The organism is Nitrospirillum amazonense (assembly GCF_029594735.1).
GTDB lineage: Bacteria > Pseudomonadota > Alphaproteobacteria > Azospirillales > Azospirillaceae > Nitrospirillum > Nitrospirillum amazonense.
Genome location: NZ_JARPAF010000002.1, coordinates 991,108 through 1,005,917 on the forward strand (window position 1 = coordinate 991,108; position 14,810 = coordinate 1,005,917).

Annotated in this window: 13 protein-coding genes; 10 read left to right on the top strand and 3 right to left on the bottom strand. The window is 67.7% G+C overall.

Going from position 1 to position 14,810, the window contains the following annotated elements; translation table 11 throughout:
- Positions 1-41: 41 nt before the first annotated feature.
- From P5F91_RS10655 to P5F91_RS10665, 3 genes are all read left to right on the top strand, one after another.
- Positions 42-1,397 carry a pentapeptide repeat-containing protein gene (locus P5F91_RS10655; protein ID WP_145613268.1) on the top strand — a complete coding sequence of 452 codons (1,356 nt, stop codon included), beginning with the start codon at positions 42-44 and terminating at the stop codon, positions 1,395-1,397.
- 80 nt (positions 1,398-1,477) lie between these two features.
- A complete protein-coding gene (mutL, locus tag P5F91_RS10660) occupies positions 1,478-3,427 on the top strand; it encodes a DNA mismatch repair endonuclease MutL (protein WP_277907172.1) in 1,950 nt (649 codons plus the stop codon).
- A gap of 94 nt (positions 3,428-3,521) precedes the next feature.
- Complete coding sequence (locus P5F91_RS10665) at positions 3,522-4,052, top strand: Imm15 family immunity protein (protein WP_277907173.1); 531 nt, start codon at positions 3,522-3,524, stop codon at positions 4,050-4,052.
- Between the two features lie 207 nt (positions 4,053-4,259).
- Here the strand turns inward: P5F91_RS10665 and P5F91_RS10670 are convergent, their stop codons facing one another.
- Together P5F91_RS10670 and apbC are read right to left on the bottom strand one after the other, a co-directional pair.
- Positions 4,260-4,553 carry a hypothetical protein gene (locus P5F91_RS10670; protein WP_145613266.1) on the bottom strand — a complete coding sequence of 98 codons (294 nt, stop codon included), beginning with the start codon at positions 4,551-4,553 and terminating at the stop codon, positions 4,260-4,262.
- A gap of 175 nt (positions 4,554-4,728) precedes the next feature.
- A complete protein-coding gene (apbC, locus tag P5F91_RS10675) occupies positions 4,729-5,850 on the bottom strand; it encodes an iron-sulfur cluster carrier protein ApbC (RefSeq protein WP_145613352.1) in 1,122 nt (373 codons plus the stop codon).
- Between the two features lie 238 nt (positions 5,851-6,088).
- Between apbC and hflK the strand changes: the two genes are divergently transcribed.
- From hflK to P5F91_RS10695, 4 genes are all read left to right on the top strand, one after another.
- Entirely contained in the window at positions 6,089-7,420 is a 1,332-nt protein-coding gene (gene hflK / locus P5F91_RS10680; RefSeq protein ID WP_338424072.1) for an FtsH protease activity modulator HflK, read from the top strand.
- A 13-nt stretch (positions 7,421-7,433) separates the two neighbouring features.
- Positions 7,434-8,324 (top strand): protease modulator HflC, encoded by an 891-nt coding sequence (hflC, locus tag P5F91_RS10685; RefSeq protein WP_145613265.1) that lies wholly within the window; start codon positions 7,434-7,436, stop codon positions 8,322-8,324.
- 28 nt (positions 8,325-8,352) lie between these two features.
- The gene (locus P5F91_RS10690) at positions 8,353-8,538 is read left to right on the top strand and encodes a DUF2065 domain-containing protein (protein ID WP_145613264.1); all 186 of its coding nucleotides are present in this window, start codon (positions 8,353-8,355) and stop codon (positions 8,536-8,538) included.
- A 168-nt stretch (positions 8,539-8,706) separates the two neighbouring features.
- Positions 8,707-10,263 (top strand): DegQ family serine endoprotease, encoded by a 1,557-nt coding sequence (locus P5F91_RS10695; protein WP_277907174.1) that lies wholly within the window; start codon positions 8,707-8,709, stop codon positions 10,261-10,263.
- Positions 10,264-10,276: 13 nt separating this feature from the next.
- Here P5F91_RS10695 and serB read toward each other — a convergent pair whose 3' ends face one another.
- Complete coding sequence (gene serB, locus P5F91_RS10700; protein ID WP_277907175.1) at positions 10,277-11,197, bottom strand: phosphoserine phosphatase SerB; 921 nt, start codon at positions 11,195-11,197, stop codon at positions 10,277-10,279.
- Positions 11,198-11,356: 159 nt separating this feature from the next.
- Here serB and miaA point away from each other — a divergent pair, with 159 nt between their 5' ends.
- The 3 genes from miaA to ilvN all read left to right on the top strand — a co-directional run bounded on the left by miaA (position 11,357) and on the right by ilvN (position 14,777).
- Positions 11,357-12,286 carry a tRNA (adenosine(37)-N6)-dimethylallyltransferase MiaA gene (miaA, locus tag P5F91_RS10705; RefSeq protein ID WP_338424073.1) on the top strand — a complete coding sequence of 310 codons (930 nt, stop codon included), beginning with the start codon at positions 11,357-11,359 and terminating at the stop codon, positions 12,284-12,286.
- 129 nt (positions 12,287-12,415) lie between these two features.
- Positions 12,416-14,191: an acetolactate synthase 3 large subunit gene (locus tag P5F91_RS10710; RefSeq protein ID WP_145613260.1), complete on the top strand. Its 1,776-nt coding sequence runs from the start codon at positions 12,416-12,418 to the stop codon at positions 14,189-14,191.
- Positions 14,192-14,246: 55 nt separating this feature from the next.
- The gene (ilvN, locus tag P5F91_RS10715; RefSeq protein WP_050898675.1) at positions 14,247-14,777 is read left to right on the top strand and encodes an acetolactate synthase small subunit; all 531 of its coding nucleotides are present in this window, start codon (positions 14,247-14,249) and stop codon (positions 14,775-14,777) included.
- Positions 14,778-14,810 lie beyond the last annotated feature (33 nt).

A 14,810-nucleotide genomic window follows, 5' to 3' on the forward strand; every position in this document is an offset into this window, starting at 1 on the left:
ATCCAGACTCCCTGGTATCGTCCGCCGGCAAGGTTGATGACATGGAAAGCGGCACGCGTGGCCTTGGTGGAACCGCCTCCGACCGACCGGGGGCGGTGCGCCTGACCCAGGAACAGCTGGACCTGGTGCTGAAGCGCCACGCCATGTTCCGTAACGCCAAGGTGGGTGGGGCCCGTGCCGTGCTGGCCCGCATGGACCTGTCGGGCCTCACCATGGCCGGCCGCGACCTCAGCCATGCCGACTTCACCCACGCCATCCTGCGCGATGTCGACCTCAGCGGTGCCTTGCTGGAATGCGCCACGCTGTTCGTCACCGACCTGCGCGGCGCCAACCTGCGCAACGCGCGGCTGGTGAAGGCCGATCTGCGCGGCGCCTGCCTGCGCGGGGCCGACCTGTCGGGTGCGGACCTGTTCGACGCCGACCTGCGCGACGGCACCCTGGCCGCCCGCGCCCGCGACGGCAGCCTGCAGATCATGAGCGTGGACCCCACCAATGCCGACCTGGCCGAGGCCAATCTGCGCGGGTCCAACCTGACCAATGCCAAGCTGTCGGGCTCGGTCGCCATGCATACCGACTTCACCGACGCCATCATGCGCAATGCCAAGCTGGTGCGCGCCAACCTGCGCCACGCCAAGCTGGACGGGACCAATCTGGAGGGGGCGGATCTGTCGGGCGCCGACGTGCGCGGCGCCAGCCTGCGCGGTGCGGTGCTGATCGGCACCGTCATGAACCTGACGGAGCTGGGCGGCGCCGACATGACCGGCGTGCTGACGGAAAAGCCGCAGGGCCGCCCGGCGGCGGAGCTGGGCCGCTCCATGGCCGAGCTGCTGAACCTGCACGCCACCTGGGTGTGCACAGCGGCCAAGGAGGGCATGGCCCTGGACCTCAGCGGCGTCGACCTGCGCGGGTCCGGCATCCTGTCGCGGGCCATGCTGACCCGGGGCGTGGGTCGCGGCGCCGTATTTTACGGCATGGACCTCACCGGTATCCAGATGCAGGTGGGCCAGTTCGACAACGCCGACTTCCGCACCGCCATCCTGGCGGAGGCGGACTTGCGCGGCGGCAGCTTCCAGGGCGCCAACTTCAACGCCGCCAACCTGCGCCACGCCACCTTGGATTACCTGCAGATCGATGCCGAGCGGCATGTGCGCACCAACCTGACCGGTGCCATCCTGCGCAACGCCGACCTCGGCGGCGCCCGCCTGCGCCGCATCCGCCTGGCCCAGGCCGACCTCAGCCACGCCGACTTGCGGGGCGCCGACCTCCGCGAGGCGGACTTGCGCGGCGCCAACCTCAGCGGTGCCCTGGTGCAGGAGGAACAGATGCGGGCCGTGGACTTCACCGGCGCCCGCGGCCTGCCCCGCACCTGGCACGTGCGCTATGTGGCGGATGAGTGAGCGCACCGGCGATTGAGGGACGGAGCAAGTGACCGCGCGCATTGCCCGCCGGCCCGGCCCCCCGCTACAATGCCACCATCATGCCTATCCGCCTGCTTCCTGAAACCCTGGTCAACCGCATCGCCGCCGGCGAGGTGGTGGAGCGTCCTGCCGCCGCCGTGAAGGAGCTGGTGGAGAACGCGCTGGACGCCGGCGCCCGCCGCATCGACGTCACCCTGCGCGATGGCGGCAAGGCCCTGATCCAGGTGGTGGACGACGGCGGCGGCATGACGGCCGAGGAACTGTCGCTGGCGGTGGAACGCCACGCCACCTCCAAGCTGCCGGGCGACGACCTGCTAAACATCCATACCCTGGGCTTCCGGGGGGAGGCGCTGCCCTCCATCGGCGCCGTCAGCCGCCTGACCATCACCAGCCGCCAGCCGGGCAGCGACAGCGCCTGGGCCCTGACGGTGGAGGGTGGGGCCAAGGGCCGGCCGGTGCCGGCGGCCCACCCGGTGGGCACCCGCATCGAGGTGCGGGACCTGTTCTACGCCACCCCGGCGCGGCTGAAGTTCCTGAAGACCACGCGGACGGAGACGGACCACGCCGTCGACGTGGTGCAGCGCCTGGCCATGGCCCATCCCGACGTCGCCTTCACCGTGGCGGACGAGGGGCGCACACCCCTGCGCCTGCCGGCCCAAACCGCTACGCTCAACGGTGAGGATCCGCTGCTGGCCCGCCTGGGCGCCATCATGGGGCGGGAATTCCAGGAGAACGCCCTGCCCATCGACGCGCGGCGCGAGGGCGTGCGGCTGTACGGCCACATCGGCCTGCCCACCCTGAATAAGAACACCGCCGCCGGCCAGTACCTGTTCGTGAACGGCCGGCCGGTGCGCGACAAGCTGCTGCTGGGCGCCGTGCGCGGCGCCTATGCCGACTTCCTGGCCCGCGACCGCCATCCCCTGCTGGCCCTGTTCCTGGACATCCCGTGCGAGGATGTGGACGTCAACGTCCACCCGGCCAAGACGGAGGTGCGCTTCCGCGACCAGGGTCTGGTGCGCGGCCTGATCGTGGGGGCGCTGAAGCATGCGCTCGCCGGCGCCGGCCACCGCGCCTCCACCACCGTGGGCCAGGCAGCATTGGCCAGCTTCCGCGCCGACGGCGCCAAGCCCATCCCCCAGACCGCCTTCCAGTGGCAGCCGCAACCCCATTCCGGCGGTGGCGGTAGCTGGCCCGGCATCACCCGGCCCACAGCCGGGCAGGTCGAGGCCGCGCGCGCCTTCCAGGCGCCTGTCACCGCGTGGGAGGGCCCAGCGCCGGCAGCGCCCGCTTATCCGTCGTCGGTCCTGGCGGAGGCGCCGGCTTACGCCGACGCGGTCCCCGGCGCCATCAGTCCCGGCCCTCTTAGCCCCGGCTTGGCCACGGCGGTGGCGGCCCTGGCACAGACCGATGCCGACGACGTGCCCGACTTTCCCCTGGGTATCGCCCGTGCCCAGGTGCACCAGACCTATATCGTCTCGCAGACCCGCGACGGCATGGTCATCGTCGATCAGCACGCGGCGCATGAGCGCCTGGTCTATGAGCGCATCAAGCAGTCCATGGTGGCCCAGGGCGTGAAGCGGCAGATGCTGCTGATCCCCGAGGTGGTGGAGCTGGAGGAGGCCGCGGCCGCCCGCCTGGCCGAACGCTCGGACGAGCTGGCGGAACTGGGCCTGTGCCTGGAATCCTTCGGCACCGGCGCCGTGGTGGTGCGCGAGATTCCGGCCTTGCTGGGGGCCAAGGCCGACATCAAGGCCCTGGTCACCGACATCGCCGATGAGCTGGCGGAACTGGGTGACCAGCACGCGCTGAAGGAAAGGCTGGAGGAGGTGTGTTCCTCCATGGCCTGCCACGGCTCCGTCCGCGCCGGCCGCGTGCTGACGGTGGGGGAGATGGACGCCCTGCTGCGCGAGATGGAGGCCACGCCCCACAGCGGCCAATGCAACCACGGCCGCCCCACCTATGTTGAGCTGAAGCTGGCGGACATCGAGAGGCTGTTCGGCCGGCGGTGAGCGGCTTTTGCGTCAACCCTGTCTCGACCTCATCCCTGTGAGGTCGCTTCGATGACATTGGGCCTATCGAAAGTTTGGGGCGATGGAGGGCTATATGGTCATTGATATTAATGATAGTCTTAAAAATATGATGGAATCGGAGCGTCTTTTTGATTTTGAACGCCTCATCCGGCGGCGATCATTAGACGAAGTTCCTTTGTATTCCAGGTATAAAAAATTATCTTTTTTGTCTCATTTGCCCGTCAAGCAGAAATCTGAGTTTCTGACTCTGCATGCAACAAGGCATCTCGACAGCATCATCAAACATATTTCTTTGGCTGGAATTGATAATTGCTTAGTGATGGTTTCTCTTCAAGATTTTGATTTCATAAATAACGATGAGGCAGATCCAATTTACCCCAGTTTCTGGATTTGTACAAACGTCGAAGGGGAACTGCTCAATTTCCGACTAAAGCAAGGAAAGGGGCCTTATGCCTCCACAGTCAGGCAATATTTATCTGAGAATGGGCTTGCGAATGGCCGTTCCGTTCTTGAATGGGCAGGTTCCTCGATAGAGGATGACGTGTTCCGAGTTTATATAGCCAGAAATGACTGTAGACTTCTGAATGGGATAATATTGGAATAGAGCCTTCTCATGCGGCCAATGTGGCCGATGATCCAAAACGACAACGCCCGGAAGGATGGCCTTCCGGGCGTTTCGCTTCGGCCCCTTCGGGGCCACGCGTTGCTTGGTGTTTCCTCTATCCCTGTTCGCCCGTCCGGTGTTTTCCCGGATTTGCGGGCGGCACTCTCACTGGAACGGCCGGTGGGGCCGTTCGAATTCTAAGACGGGTCAGCGCAGTTCCCAGGCGAATTCAACCTTCACCGGGGCGCCGGCGACGCTGGCGATGGGGTTCTGGCGCAGCCAGTTGAAGAAATCATCGAAGGGTAGGGCGGGACGCGCCACCACCCGGCGGCCGGACAGGCCGGTCGCGCGTTCGGAAAGGGTACGGGTCACCTGCTCGTACGCCACTTCCGGGACGCCGTGGGATACCGCGATGGCACCCGTGGCCGGATCCTCCACCTGGAAGGAATGGGCCCCGTTCCGGAACGCATAGGCAACCTGAACCGTGTCAACCCGACGCATGATTTCCACTCGGCTTCGCAAAACGGAACTTTATGTATCATGGGGGCGTGACATTGGAAAGGAAAAAACAGCGGACACAGAAATGACGCAACAGAACGTCGTTTTCGCATTCCGTTCGCCCTGCGGCACCCGCGTCCCGCTGTTTTTCCAAGGGTTTACCTATGAGGCGATAGAGTTATTCGATCACGAAGCGGGGGGCTGCCCGGCCGCCGCCGGCCTTGATCTTCTCCGCCACGCGGGCGGCGATGGCGCGATATGTGCGGGCGTGCACGCCGTCCGGCTGGTGGATGGTGATGGGCGTGCCGGCATCGCTGGTCTCGCGGATGGCGATGTCCAGCGGCACCTCGCCCAGGAAGTCGATGCCCAGCTTGTCCGCTTCGGCCCTGGCACCGCCGTGGCTGAAGATGTCGCTGCGGTGGCCGCAGTTGGGGCAGCAGAAATAGCTCATGTTCTCGATGATGCCCAGGACGGGCACGTCAACGCGGCGGAACATGTTCAGGCCCTTGCGGGCATCCAGCAGGGCGATGTCCTGCGGGGTGGAGACGATGACGGCGCCGGCCAGCGGCACGCTCTGCGCCATGGTCAGCTGGGCGTCGCCCGTGCCCGGCGGCATATCGACCACCAGCACGTCCAGCTCGCCCCAGTTCACGTCGCGCAGCATCTGGGTCAGGGCGCTCATCACCATCGGGCCGCGCCAGATCATGGGCGTGTCCTCGGCCACCAGGAAGCCCATGGACATGACCTTGATGCCGTAGTTGACCAGCGGGTCCAGGCGCTTGCCGTCGGCGCTGTCCGGCTTGCCGCTGAGGCCCATCATGCGCGGCATGGAGGGGCCGTAGATGTCGGCGTCCAGCAGGCCCACCTTCAGGCCATTGGCGGCCATGGCCAGCGCCAGGTTGGTGGAGGTGGTGGACTTGCCCACCCCACCTTTTCCTGAGGCGACGGCGATGATGGCGGCTACGCCGGGAACCCCGGCCTTGGGCTGCTTGCCGGCACCCGGCGCACCCGTTCCCGGGGCGCCGCCGCCGGAAACGGCCTTGGGGGCGGGGCGGTGGGCGGTCAGTACCGCCGTCACCGACAGCACGCCGGGCAGGCGGTCCACCGCCTTCTCCGCGGCCTGGCGCAGCGGCTCCAGCGCGGCACCCCGTGCCGGGTCGACCTCCAGGGTGAAGTGGACATGGCCGTCCTTCACCGCGACGCCGGAAACCATCTTGAGGCTGACGATGTCAGACCCGCGATCGGGGTCCGCCACCTGCCGGAGGGCCTCCAACACCTGGGACTCGGTAACCGCCATGATCAAACGCCTTCATCTTGTAAAGTGGGGGGCGGGGGGTCATATCGCCCGTGTCGGGCTTCCCTGCGAACGCCCGACTATATACGGTGCCGCCGAAATGGGGGGAAGCCCGGGGGAGAGATGGCCGCCATGGCGGCCATGAGGCCGCCGCCCTCTGTCTAGGGTGCCCTTCATATAGGGTATCGGTTTCCGAATAATCAGATCTTCCAAACAGATCTTGTGGGAAGCGGGAAAGGCGAACATGCCCTGGTCCAATCAAGGGTCGAACGGCGGCAACAACGGATCGGGGGATGGTCCCGGCAAGGACGCCCCCAAGGACAAATCCTCGGATAAGCCCGCCTCGGGCGGATCCGCCCCCCACAACCCCTGGGGCCAGAGCGAGGGCATCGCCGGCGGCTCGTCGTCGTCCAAATCATCCGCCGGCAAGCCCGGCTCCCGCCCCCAACCGGGGCTGGAGGACGCCGTGCGCCAGAGCGGAGAGCGCCTGCGCGTCCTGCTGGGCGGTGGCGGGGGGCGGAACGGCGCCGGTGGCCCAGGCGGGAATGGCCGGCCGCGAGGCGGCGCTCCCTCGGGCAGTCCCTTCACCTTGAACGGTTGGAGCACCGGCCGCGTCATCGGCGTGGGTGTGGCGGCGGTGGCGGCGCTGTGGCTGGCCACAGGTGTCTACCGCGTGGCGGCGGATGAGCAGGGCGTGGTCCTGCGCTTCGGCAAGCCGGTGCGGGTGGAACAGCCGGGCCTGCGCTATCACCTGCCGGCCCCCATCGAGCAGGTGCTGCTGCCCCAGGTCACGCGCGTGAACCGCATCGAGATTGGCTACCGCAGCCAGGGCGACGGCCGGCGCAGCGTCAGCGACCGCGACGTGGCCGACGAAAGCACCATGCTGACCGGCGACGAGAACATCGTCGACATCGACTTCGCCGTCTTCTGGGTCATCAAGGATCCGGCCAAGTTCCTGTTCAACATCCGCGAACCGGAAGAGACGGTGAAGAAGGTGGCGGAAAGCGCCATGCGCGAGATCATCGGGCGCACCGAGATCCAGCCGGCCCTGACCGATGCCCGCCAGCGTATCGAGAACGACAGCCGCCAGTTGCTGCAGACCATTCTGGACCAGTACCAGGCGGGTATCGAGATCACCCAGGTGCAGTTGCAAAGGGTGGAGCCGCCGCCGGCGGTGGTGGAGGCCTTCAACGACGTGCAGCGCGCCCGCCAGGACCGTGAACGCCTGCGCAACGAGGCGGAAACCTACCGCAACGACATCATCCCCCGCGCCCGCGGCGAGGCGGAGCGCCTGAACCAGGAGGCGCAGGCCTACCGCGACCAGGTGGTGGACCTGGCCCAGGGCGACGCCAAGCGCTTCCAGCAGGTGCTGGAGGCCTATGCCCAGGCCCCCGACGCCGCCAGCCGGCGCCTGTACATCGAGACCATGGAGCAGATCCTGAAGGGCACCCACAAGATCCTGCTGGACGACAAGGCCGGCGGCGGCGCCGTGCCCTATCTGCCCCTGAACGACATGCTGAAGACGCCCACGCATCCCGCCACCCCGACGGCCGCCCCGGCCGCGTCGGCCAAGTGAGGGGGACGGCATCATGGAAAAACGCTGGATCCTTCCCCTGGGCCTGCTGGTGCTGGCCGCCATCCTGCTGCAGGGCAGCTTCTTCACCCTCAACCAGACACAGCAGGCCCTGGTGCTGCAGTTCGGCGAGCCCAAGCGCGTGATCCGCGAGCCCGGCCTGTGGGCGAAAATCCCCTTCGTGCAGAACGTCGTGGTGCTGGACCGCCGGGTGCTGGACATCGACCCGCCGGTGGAAAGCGCCATCCTGGCCGACCAGAAGCGGCTGGAGGTGGACGCCTACGCCCGCTACCGCATCGCCGACCCGCTGATGTTCTTCCAGACCCTGGGCAATGAGCAGCAGGCCCGCCTGCGCCTGTCGGTCATCGTGAACTCCGCCATGCGCCGTGTCCTGGGTAACGTCGCCCTGCCGGCCGTGCTGTCGCAGGAGCGTGAGAAGGTCATGGCCGACATCAAGGGCCAGGTGAACCAGGAAGCGCAGCGCCTGGGCATCGAGATCGTGGACGTGCGCCTGCGCCGGGCCGATCTGCCGGAGCAGACCAGCCAGGCGGTGTTCGCCCGCATGCGCTCCGAACGCGAGCGCGAGGCGGCGGAGGCCCGCGCCCAGGGCCAGGAACTGTCGCAGCAGATCAAGAGCCGCGCCGACCGCGACCGCACCGTGCTGCTGGCCGAGGCGCAGCGCCAGGCCCAGATCACCCGGGGCGAAGGCGACAACCAGGCGATTCGCATCATGAATGAGGCGATCGGCCGCAACCCCGAATTCTACAGCTTCTATCGCAGCCTCCAGGCTTACCGCGACACGCTGAAACCCGACGACACCACCCTGGTGCTGTCGCCCGGCGCCGACTTCTTCAAGTACCTGGGCGCCAATGGGGGAGCCGGTGATCGCCGCCGGCCGGACAAATAAGACGCGCGATGGCAGGGAACCTAAGCTTTTGAATGATTTATGGACGGGGGCCGCGCTGGCCCTGGTGCTGGAGGGCGTGTGCTATGCCCTCATGCCCGGGACCATGCGCCGGCTGGCGGCGCGTATGGCCGAGACATCGGCGGAGCGCCTGCGCTGGGCGGGGCTGGCGGGGGCCTGCATCGGCGTCGGCCTGGTGTGGCTGGCGCGCCGCTAAGGGGACAAATCGGCGGCCCATTGCCCTATCCCCTTGCGATAACACGAGCCATTCCCCTTAACAGGCGCGACTTCACCCCCCTATAGTGGGGGCCCCGAAACGGGAACATGGAATGATGACGGGCGGATGCCATTTTTAAGGCGTCCCCCTGCCAGGAGTGGCCCCACAGTGACGTCCCCCGCCTTCACAGCATCTTCGCCGACGGCTTCCTCTGCCAAGAAGGAAGGGCTCCGCCGGTTCCCGGCCCTGCGCCGGTCATTGATGGTGCTGGGCGTCCTGCTGCTGCCCACGGCCTGCGGTGACCCCGCCCCCGCCCGGGCGGAGCCGCCCCCCCACAGCTTCGCGCCCCTGGTGGAAAAGATGCTGCCGGCGGTGGTGAACATCTCCACCACCCAGACGGTGAAGAACAAGAAGCAGGGGCAGTTGCCCATGCCTGAGTTCCCGCCCGGCTCGCCCTTCGGCGACTTCTTCCGCGACTATCAGCAGCGGCAGAAGGAGAATGACCAGGGCGGCGGTGACGACAAGGGCGGCGCCACCTCGCTGGGCTCCGGCTTCGTCATCGACGCTTCCGGCTATGTGGTGACCAACAACCACGTCATCGAGGGCGCCGACGAGATCACGGTGCGTCTGCAGGACGACACCCAGATGAAGGCGACGCTGGTGGGCACCGACAAGGCCACCGACATCGCCCTGCTGAAGGTGGAACCGTCGTCCAAGCTGCCCGCCATGGTGTGGGGCAACAGCGACGCGCTGAAGGTGGGCGACTGGGTGGTGGCCATCGGCAACCCCTTCGGCCTGGGCGGCACGGTGACCGCGGGCATCATTTCCGCCCGCGGCCGCGACATCGGCGCCGGCAAGTACGACGACTTCCTGCAGACCGACGCCTCCATCAATCTCGGCAATTCGGGCGGCCCGCTGATCAACCTCAACGGCGAGGTCATCGGCATGAACACCGCCATCTTCTCCCCGGGTTCCAACGAGGGGGAGGCCGGGTCGGTCGGTATCGGCTTCGCCATCCCGGCGGTGGTGATCAAGAACGTGGTGCAGCAGCTGCGTGAGACCGGCAAGGTGCGGCGCGGCTGGCTGGGCGTGCAGATCCAGGACGTGACGCCCGACATCGCCGACACCCTGAACCTGAAGCAGCAGCGCGGGGCCCTGGTGGCCGTGGTCAGCCCCGGCGGGCCGGGCGAGCAGGCCGGCCTGAAACAGGGCGACGTCATCATCAGCATCGACGGCAAGGACGTCACCAACGGCCGCATGCTGCCCCGCATCGTGGCGGAGGAGCCGGTGGGCCATAAGGCGGCCCTGGTGGTGCTGCGCAAGGGCGGCAAGACCAACGTGACCGTGTCGCTGGGTGAGCTGAAGGAGGATACCGAGGGCGGGGCGGCGACCGCGGCCACCGGCAACGGGCCGGCCGAGGCCGAGGGCACCATCGACAGCGTGGGCCTGACCCTGGACGCGCTCAGCCCCAAGGTCCGGCAGAAGTTCAGCGTGCGCGACGATGCCCAGGGCGTGGCCGTGGTGCGCGTCGCCCCCAACAGCCCGGCCGCCAAGCGCGAGATCAAGGCCGGCGACCTGATTGTCGAGGTCGGCCAAGAGGAGGTCAGCACCCCCAACGACGTTGCGACCCGCGTGGCCAAGGCCAAGGACAACGGCCAGAAGGCGGTGCTGCTGCTGGTGGAGCGGGCCGGCGACCTGCTGTTCGTGGCCCTGCCGCTGGAATAAGCCGCGCCGGACGTCAGCCGGCCACGATCTCGCTCTCGCGGTAGCCCTGGGCGTAGAGCAGGGCCGTCAGGTCGCCGTGGTCCACCTTGGCCCGCGCGGCCGCCGCCACCGCCGGCTTGGCGTGGAAGGCGATGCCGAGGCCGGCGGCCAGCAGCATGGGCAGGTCGTTGGCGCCGTCACCCACGGTGACGGCGGCGGTCAAGGGCACGCGCCGCTGGGCGCAGATGCGGGTCAGGGCCGCGGCCTTGGAATCCTTGTCCAGGATAGGTTCCACCGGCTGGCCGGTCAGCTTGCCCTCCTGGATCACCAGGTCGTTGGCCTGGTCCTCGTCAAAGCCCAGGATGCCGCGCACATACGCGGTAAACGGCTTGAAGCCGCCGGACACCAGGGCGCAATGGGCGCCGTGCTTGCGCATGGTGGCGACCAGGGACCTGGCCCCCGGCATCAGGGTGACGATGCCCTTCAGGTCCTCGATCACCGTGGCGTCCATGCCGGCCAGCAGTGCCACGCGCTCACGCAACGCGCCCTTGAAGTCGATCTCGCCGTTCATGGCGCGGCGGGTGATCTCGGCGATGGTGTCGCGCCGCCCGATCAGGGCGCCCAGCTCGTCCAGCATCTCCTGGTGGATGATGGTCGATTCCATGTCGGCCACCAGCACGGCCTTGCGCCGGCCGGCCGACTCCTGCGTGATGGCGTCCACCGGCTGACCCAACAGGGCCTGGGCGCAGGCCGCCTGTGCCTGGTCGGGATGCAAGCCGGCGAAGGCGATGTCGCAGGCGCGGCCCGGGGCCAGCCAATCGGGCGTGCTGGTCTCCGCCCCCAGCGCCTGCAGGGCGGCGCGCGCCGCCCGGACCATGCTATCGTCCAGCGTCGCCGCCGCGGCCTCCGCCTCTGTCAGGGGGGCGCCGGCGATCAGGGTCACCACATGGGTCATGGCATGTCCGAAGGGTTTGAGGGGGCTTCCGCCGGTCTTGATACGGGGGGCGGAGGCGGCAGGCAAGACGCAGTGGGGCATCCGGCCCCTGCGATCAGTGCTGTTGCGGCCCCGGATCTTGTAACAAATGAACCCGAGGGGGCGCCCAAACTCGTTGTGGTGATCGGTGGGCCGACAGCTTCGGGCAAGTCGCGCCTGGCCCTGGACCTGGCGGTGCGCCTGGGCGGCACCGTCATCAACGCCGACAGCATGCAGGTGTACCGGGGTCTCGCCCTGCTGACCGCCCAGCCCGGCCCGGACGACCTGGCCCAGGCGCCCCACCGCCTCTATGGCGCCGTGCCGCCGTCGCTGCGCATGTCCGCCGCGCATTGGCGCGACCTGGCGCTGGCGGAGGTGCGGGCGGCCGAGCGGCCCATCCTGGTGGGCGGCACCGGCCTCTACCTGCGCACCCTCATGAGCGGCATCGCCGACATCCCCGCCATCGACGGCGCGGTGCGGGACCGGGCCAAGGCCCTGCATGCGGAACTGGGCGGCCCCGCCTTCCACCAGGATTTGGCGACCAGGGATCCGGAGGGGGCGGCCCGGCTGGCCCCCGGCGACACCCAGCGCCTGGTACGGGCGTGGGAGGTGGTGGTGGGCACGGGCCGCACCCTGGGGGAGTGGCAGCGCGCGGCGGAAGCCACGGCGCCGGCCGACCTGGCCTTCCACACCATCGTCGTCGACCCACCGCGCGACCGGCTCTACGCCAATGGCGACGCGCGCTTCCTGGGCATGATGGAGCGGGGGGCGTTGGACGAGGTGCGGGCCCTGCTGGATCTGGGCCTCGGTCCCGACCTGCCGGCCATGAAGGCGCTGGGCGTGCCGGAGCTGGCGGCCCATCTTTCCGGTGCGCTGTCGTTGGATGAGGCGGTGGCCTTGGCGCAGCGCCACACGCGCAATTACGCCAAGCGACAGACCACGTGGTTCCGTCACCAAATGGCGGAAGCCCGCCGGGTTGATCCCGGTTTCAGTCAGACGCATACCGGTTATGAGAAATTAATCGAAAGTCTGTTGAGTGAAATCTTTGCGATAATTCGCAAAACCGGTTGACCCTAGGTACAGTTCCGTCTACGGTCCCGATCCGCCCGGCTTTCGCGTTTGCGAAGGGGGCTGGGGTATTCCCGAGCGGGTCCGGTGAGCGGGCCTGACGGGGTGACTGGAAACCAGGATTTTTGGGAAATGAGTGCTGCCACGAACGAGACCAGTCTGACCGGTGCCGACATCGTCCTGAAGGCGTTGCGGGACCAGGGCGTAGAGGTCATTTTCGGTTATCCGGGCGGTGCGGTACTTCCCATCTATGACGCGCTTTTCCAGCAGAACGATATCCGCCACATCCTGGTCCGCCATGAACAGGCGGCCTTGCACGCGGCCGAGGGCTATGCCCGGTCCACGGGCAAGGTCGGCGTCGTGCTGGTCACCAGCGGCCCCGGCGCCACCAACGCCGTCACCGGCTTGGCCGATGCGCTGATGGACAGCATTCCCATCGTCTGCCTGTCGGGCCAGGTCGCCACGCACCTGATCGGCAACGACGCCTTCCAGGAATGCGACACCACGGGCATCACCCGCCCCTGCACCAAGCACAACTACCTGGTGAAGGATGTCAACAACCTGGCGCGTACGCTGCACGAGGCCTTCTACGTGGCCAAGAACGGCCGCCCGGGTCCCGTCGTCATCGACATCCCCAAGGACGTGCAGTTCGCGGAAGGGGCTTACCGCTCCCCGGCCGACAGCATGCCCAAGAGCTATCGCCCGCAGGTGAAGCCGGACCTGAACCGGGTGGAAGAGGCCATCGACCTGCTGGCCAAGGCCAAGCGGCCCATATTCTACGTTGGCGGCGGCGTCATCAACGCCGGCCCCGTGGCTAGCCAGTTGCTGACCCAGTTCGTGCGCATGACGGGCTATCCCTGCACCACCACCCTGATGGGGCTGGGTGCCTATCCCGCGTCCGACCGGCAGTGGCTGGGCATGCTGGGCATGCACGGCACGTACGAGGCGAACCTCGCCATGCACGGCTGCGACGTCATGGTCTGCATCGGTGCCCGCTTCGACGACCGCGTCACCGGCAAGGTTTCGGAATTCTCGCCCAATTCGGTCAAGATCCACGTCGACATCGACCCGTCCAGCATCAACAAGAACGTCCGGGTGGACGTGCCTATCATCGGCGATGCCGCCCATGTGCTGGAGGACATGATCCGCATCTGGAAGGCGCGCGGCAAGCAGCCGGACAAGGCGGCCCTGGCCGAGTGGTGGGAGCAGATCGAGTTCTGGCGGGCGCGCGACTGCCTGCGCTACGACAAGACGCCCAAGATCATCAAGCCGCAGTACGCGCTGGAACGCCTGCGCGCCGCCATCTCCGGCCGGGACGACGTCTACATCACGACCGAGGTCGGGCAGCACCAGATGTGGGCGGCGCAGTTCCTGCCCTTCGACAAGCCCAACCACTGGATGACCTCCGGCGGTCTCGGCACCATGGGCTATGGCCTGCCGGCGGCCATCGGCGCCCAGGTGGCCCATCCCGACGCCCTGTGCATCGACGTGGCGGGCGAGGCCAGCATCCTGATGAACATCCAGGAAATGGCGACCGCCCTGCAGTACCGCCTGCCGGTCAAGGTCTTCATCCTGAACAACCAGTACATGGGCATGGTCCGCCAGTGGCAGGAACTGCTGCACGGCGGCCGCTACTCGGAAAGCTATTCCGAGGCGCTGCCCGACTTCGTGAAGTTGGCCGACGCCTTCGGCGGCGTGGGCCTGCGGGCGACCGAGGTCAGCCAGGTGGACGACGTCATCGCCGAGATGATCAAGGTGAAGCGCCCGGTCATCGTCGACATGTGCGTGGACCAGAAGGAAAACTGCTTCCCCATGATCCCCGGCGGCCGCGCCCACAACGAGATGCTGCTGGGCCCGGACGAGAAGGTGGAGAACGCGACGCCGGAGGACGGCATGGTGCTGGTATGAGCGCCGTTCCTCCCTTCGCCGCCACTTTCATCGCCTCGCCTGACCGGAGCCCATCTTGACCGCCCGTCCTTCGCCCTTCGCCAGCACCGCCATCGAGCGCCACACCATCTCCATCCTGGTGGATAACGAGCCGGGCGTGCTGGCCCGCGTCATCGGCCTGTTCTCGGGCCGTGGCTACAACATCGAAAGCCTGACGGTGGCGGAGGTCGACCGCGACGCCACCCTGTCGCGCGTCACCATCGTCACCAGCGGCACACCCATGATCATCGAGCAGATCAAGGCGCAGCTGGGCCGCCTGGTGCCGGTGCACCGGGTACACGACCTGACCCTGGAAGGCCCCTTCGTCGAGCGCGAGACGGCGCTGGTCAAGGTGGCCGGCACGGGCGAGAAGCGGGTGGAGGCCCTGCGCCTGGCCGACGTGTTCAAGGCGCGGGTGGTCGACGCCACCATCACCAGCTTCGTCTTCGAGATCACGGGGCAGGGCGAGGAGCTGGACCGCTTCATCGGCCTGATGGCGGAACTGGGCCTGGTGGGCGTGTCGCGCACCGGCGTGGTGGCCATGTCCCGCGGCCCCGGCGGCATCTGACCGGTTTTTTCCAAACCGCTTTCCCCGGGTGAC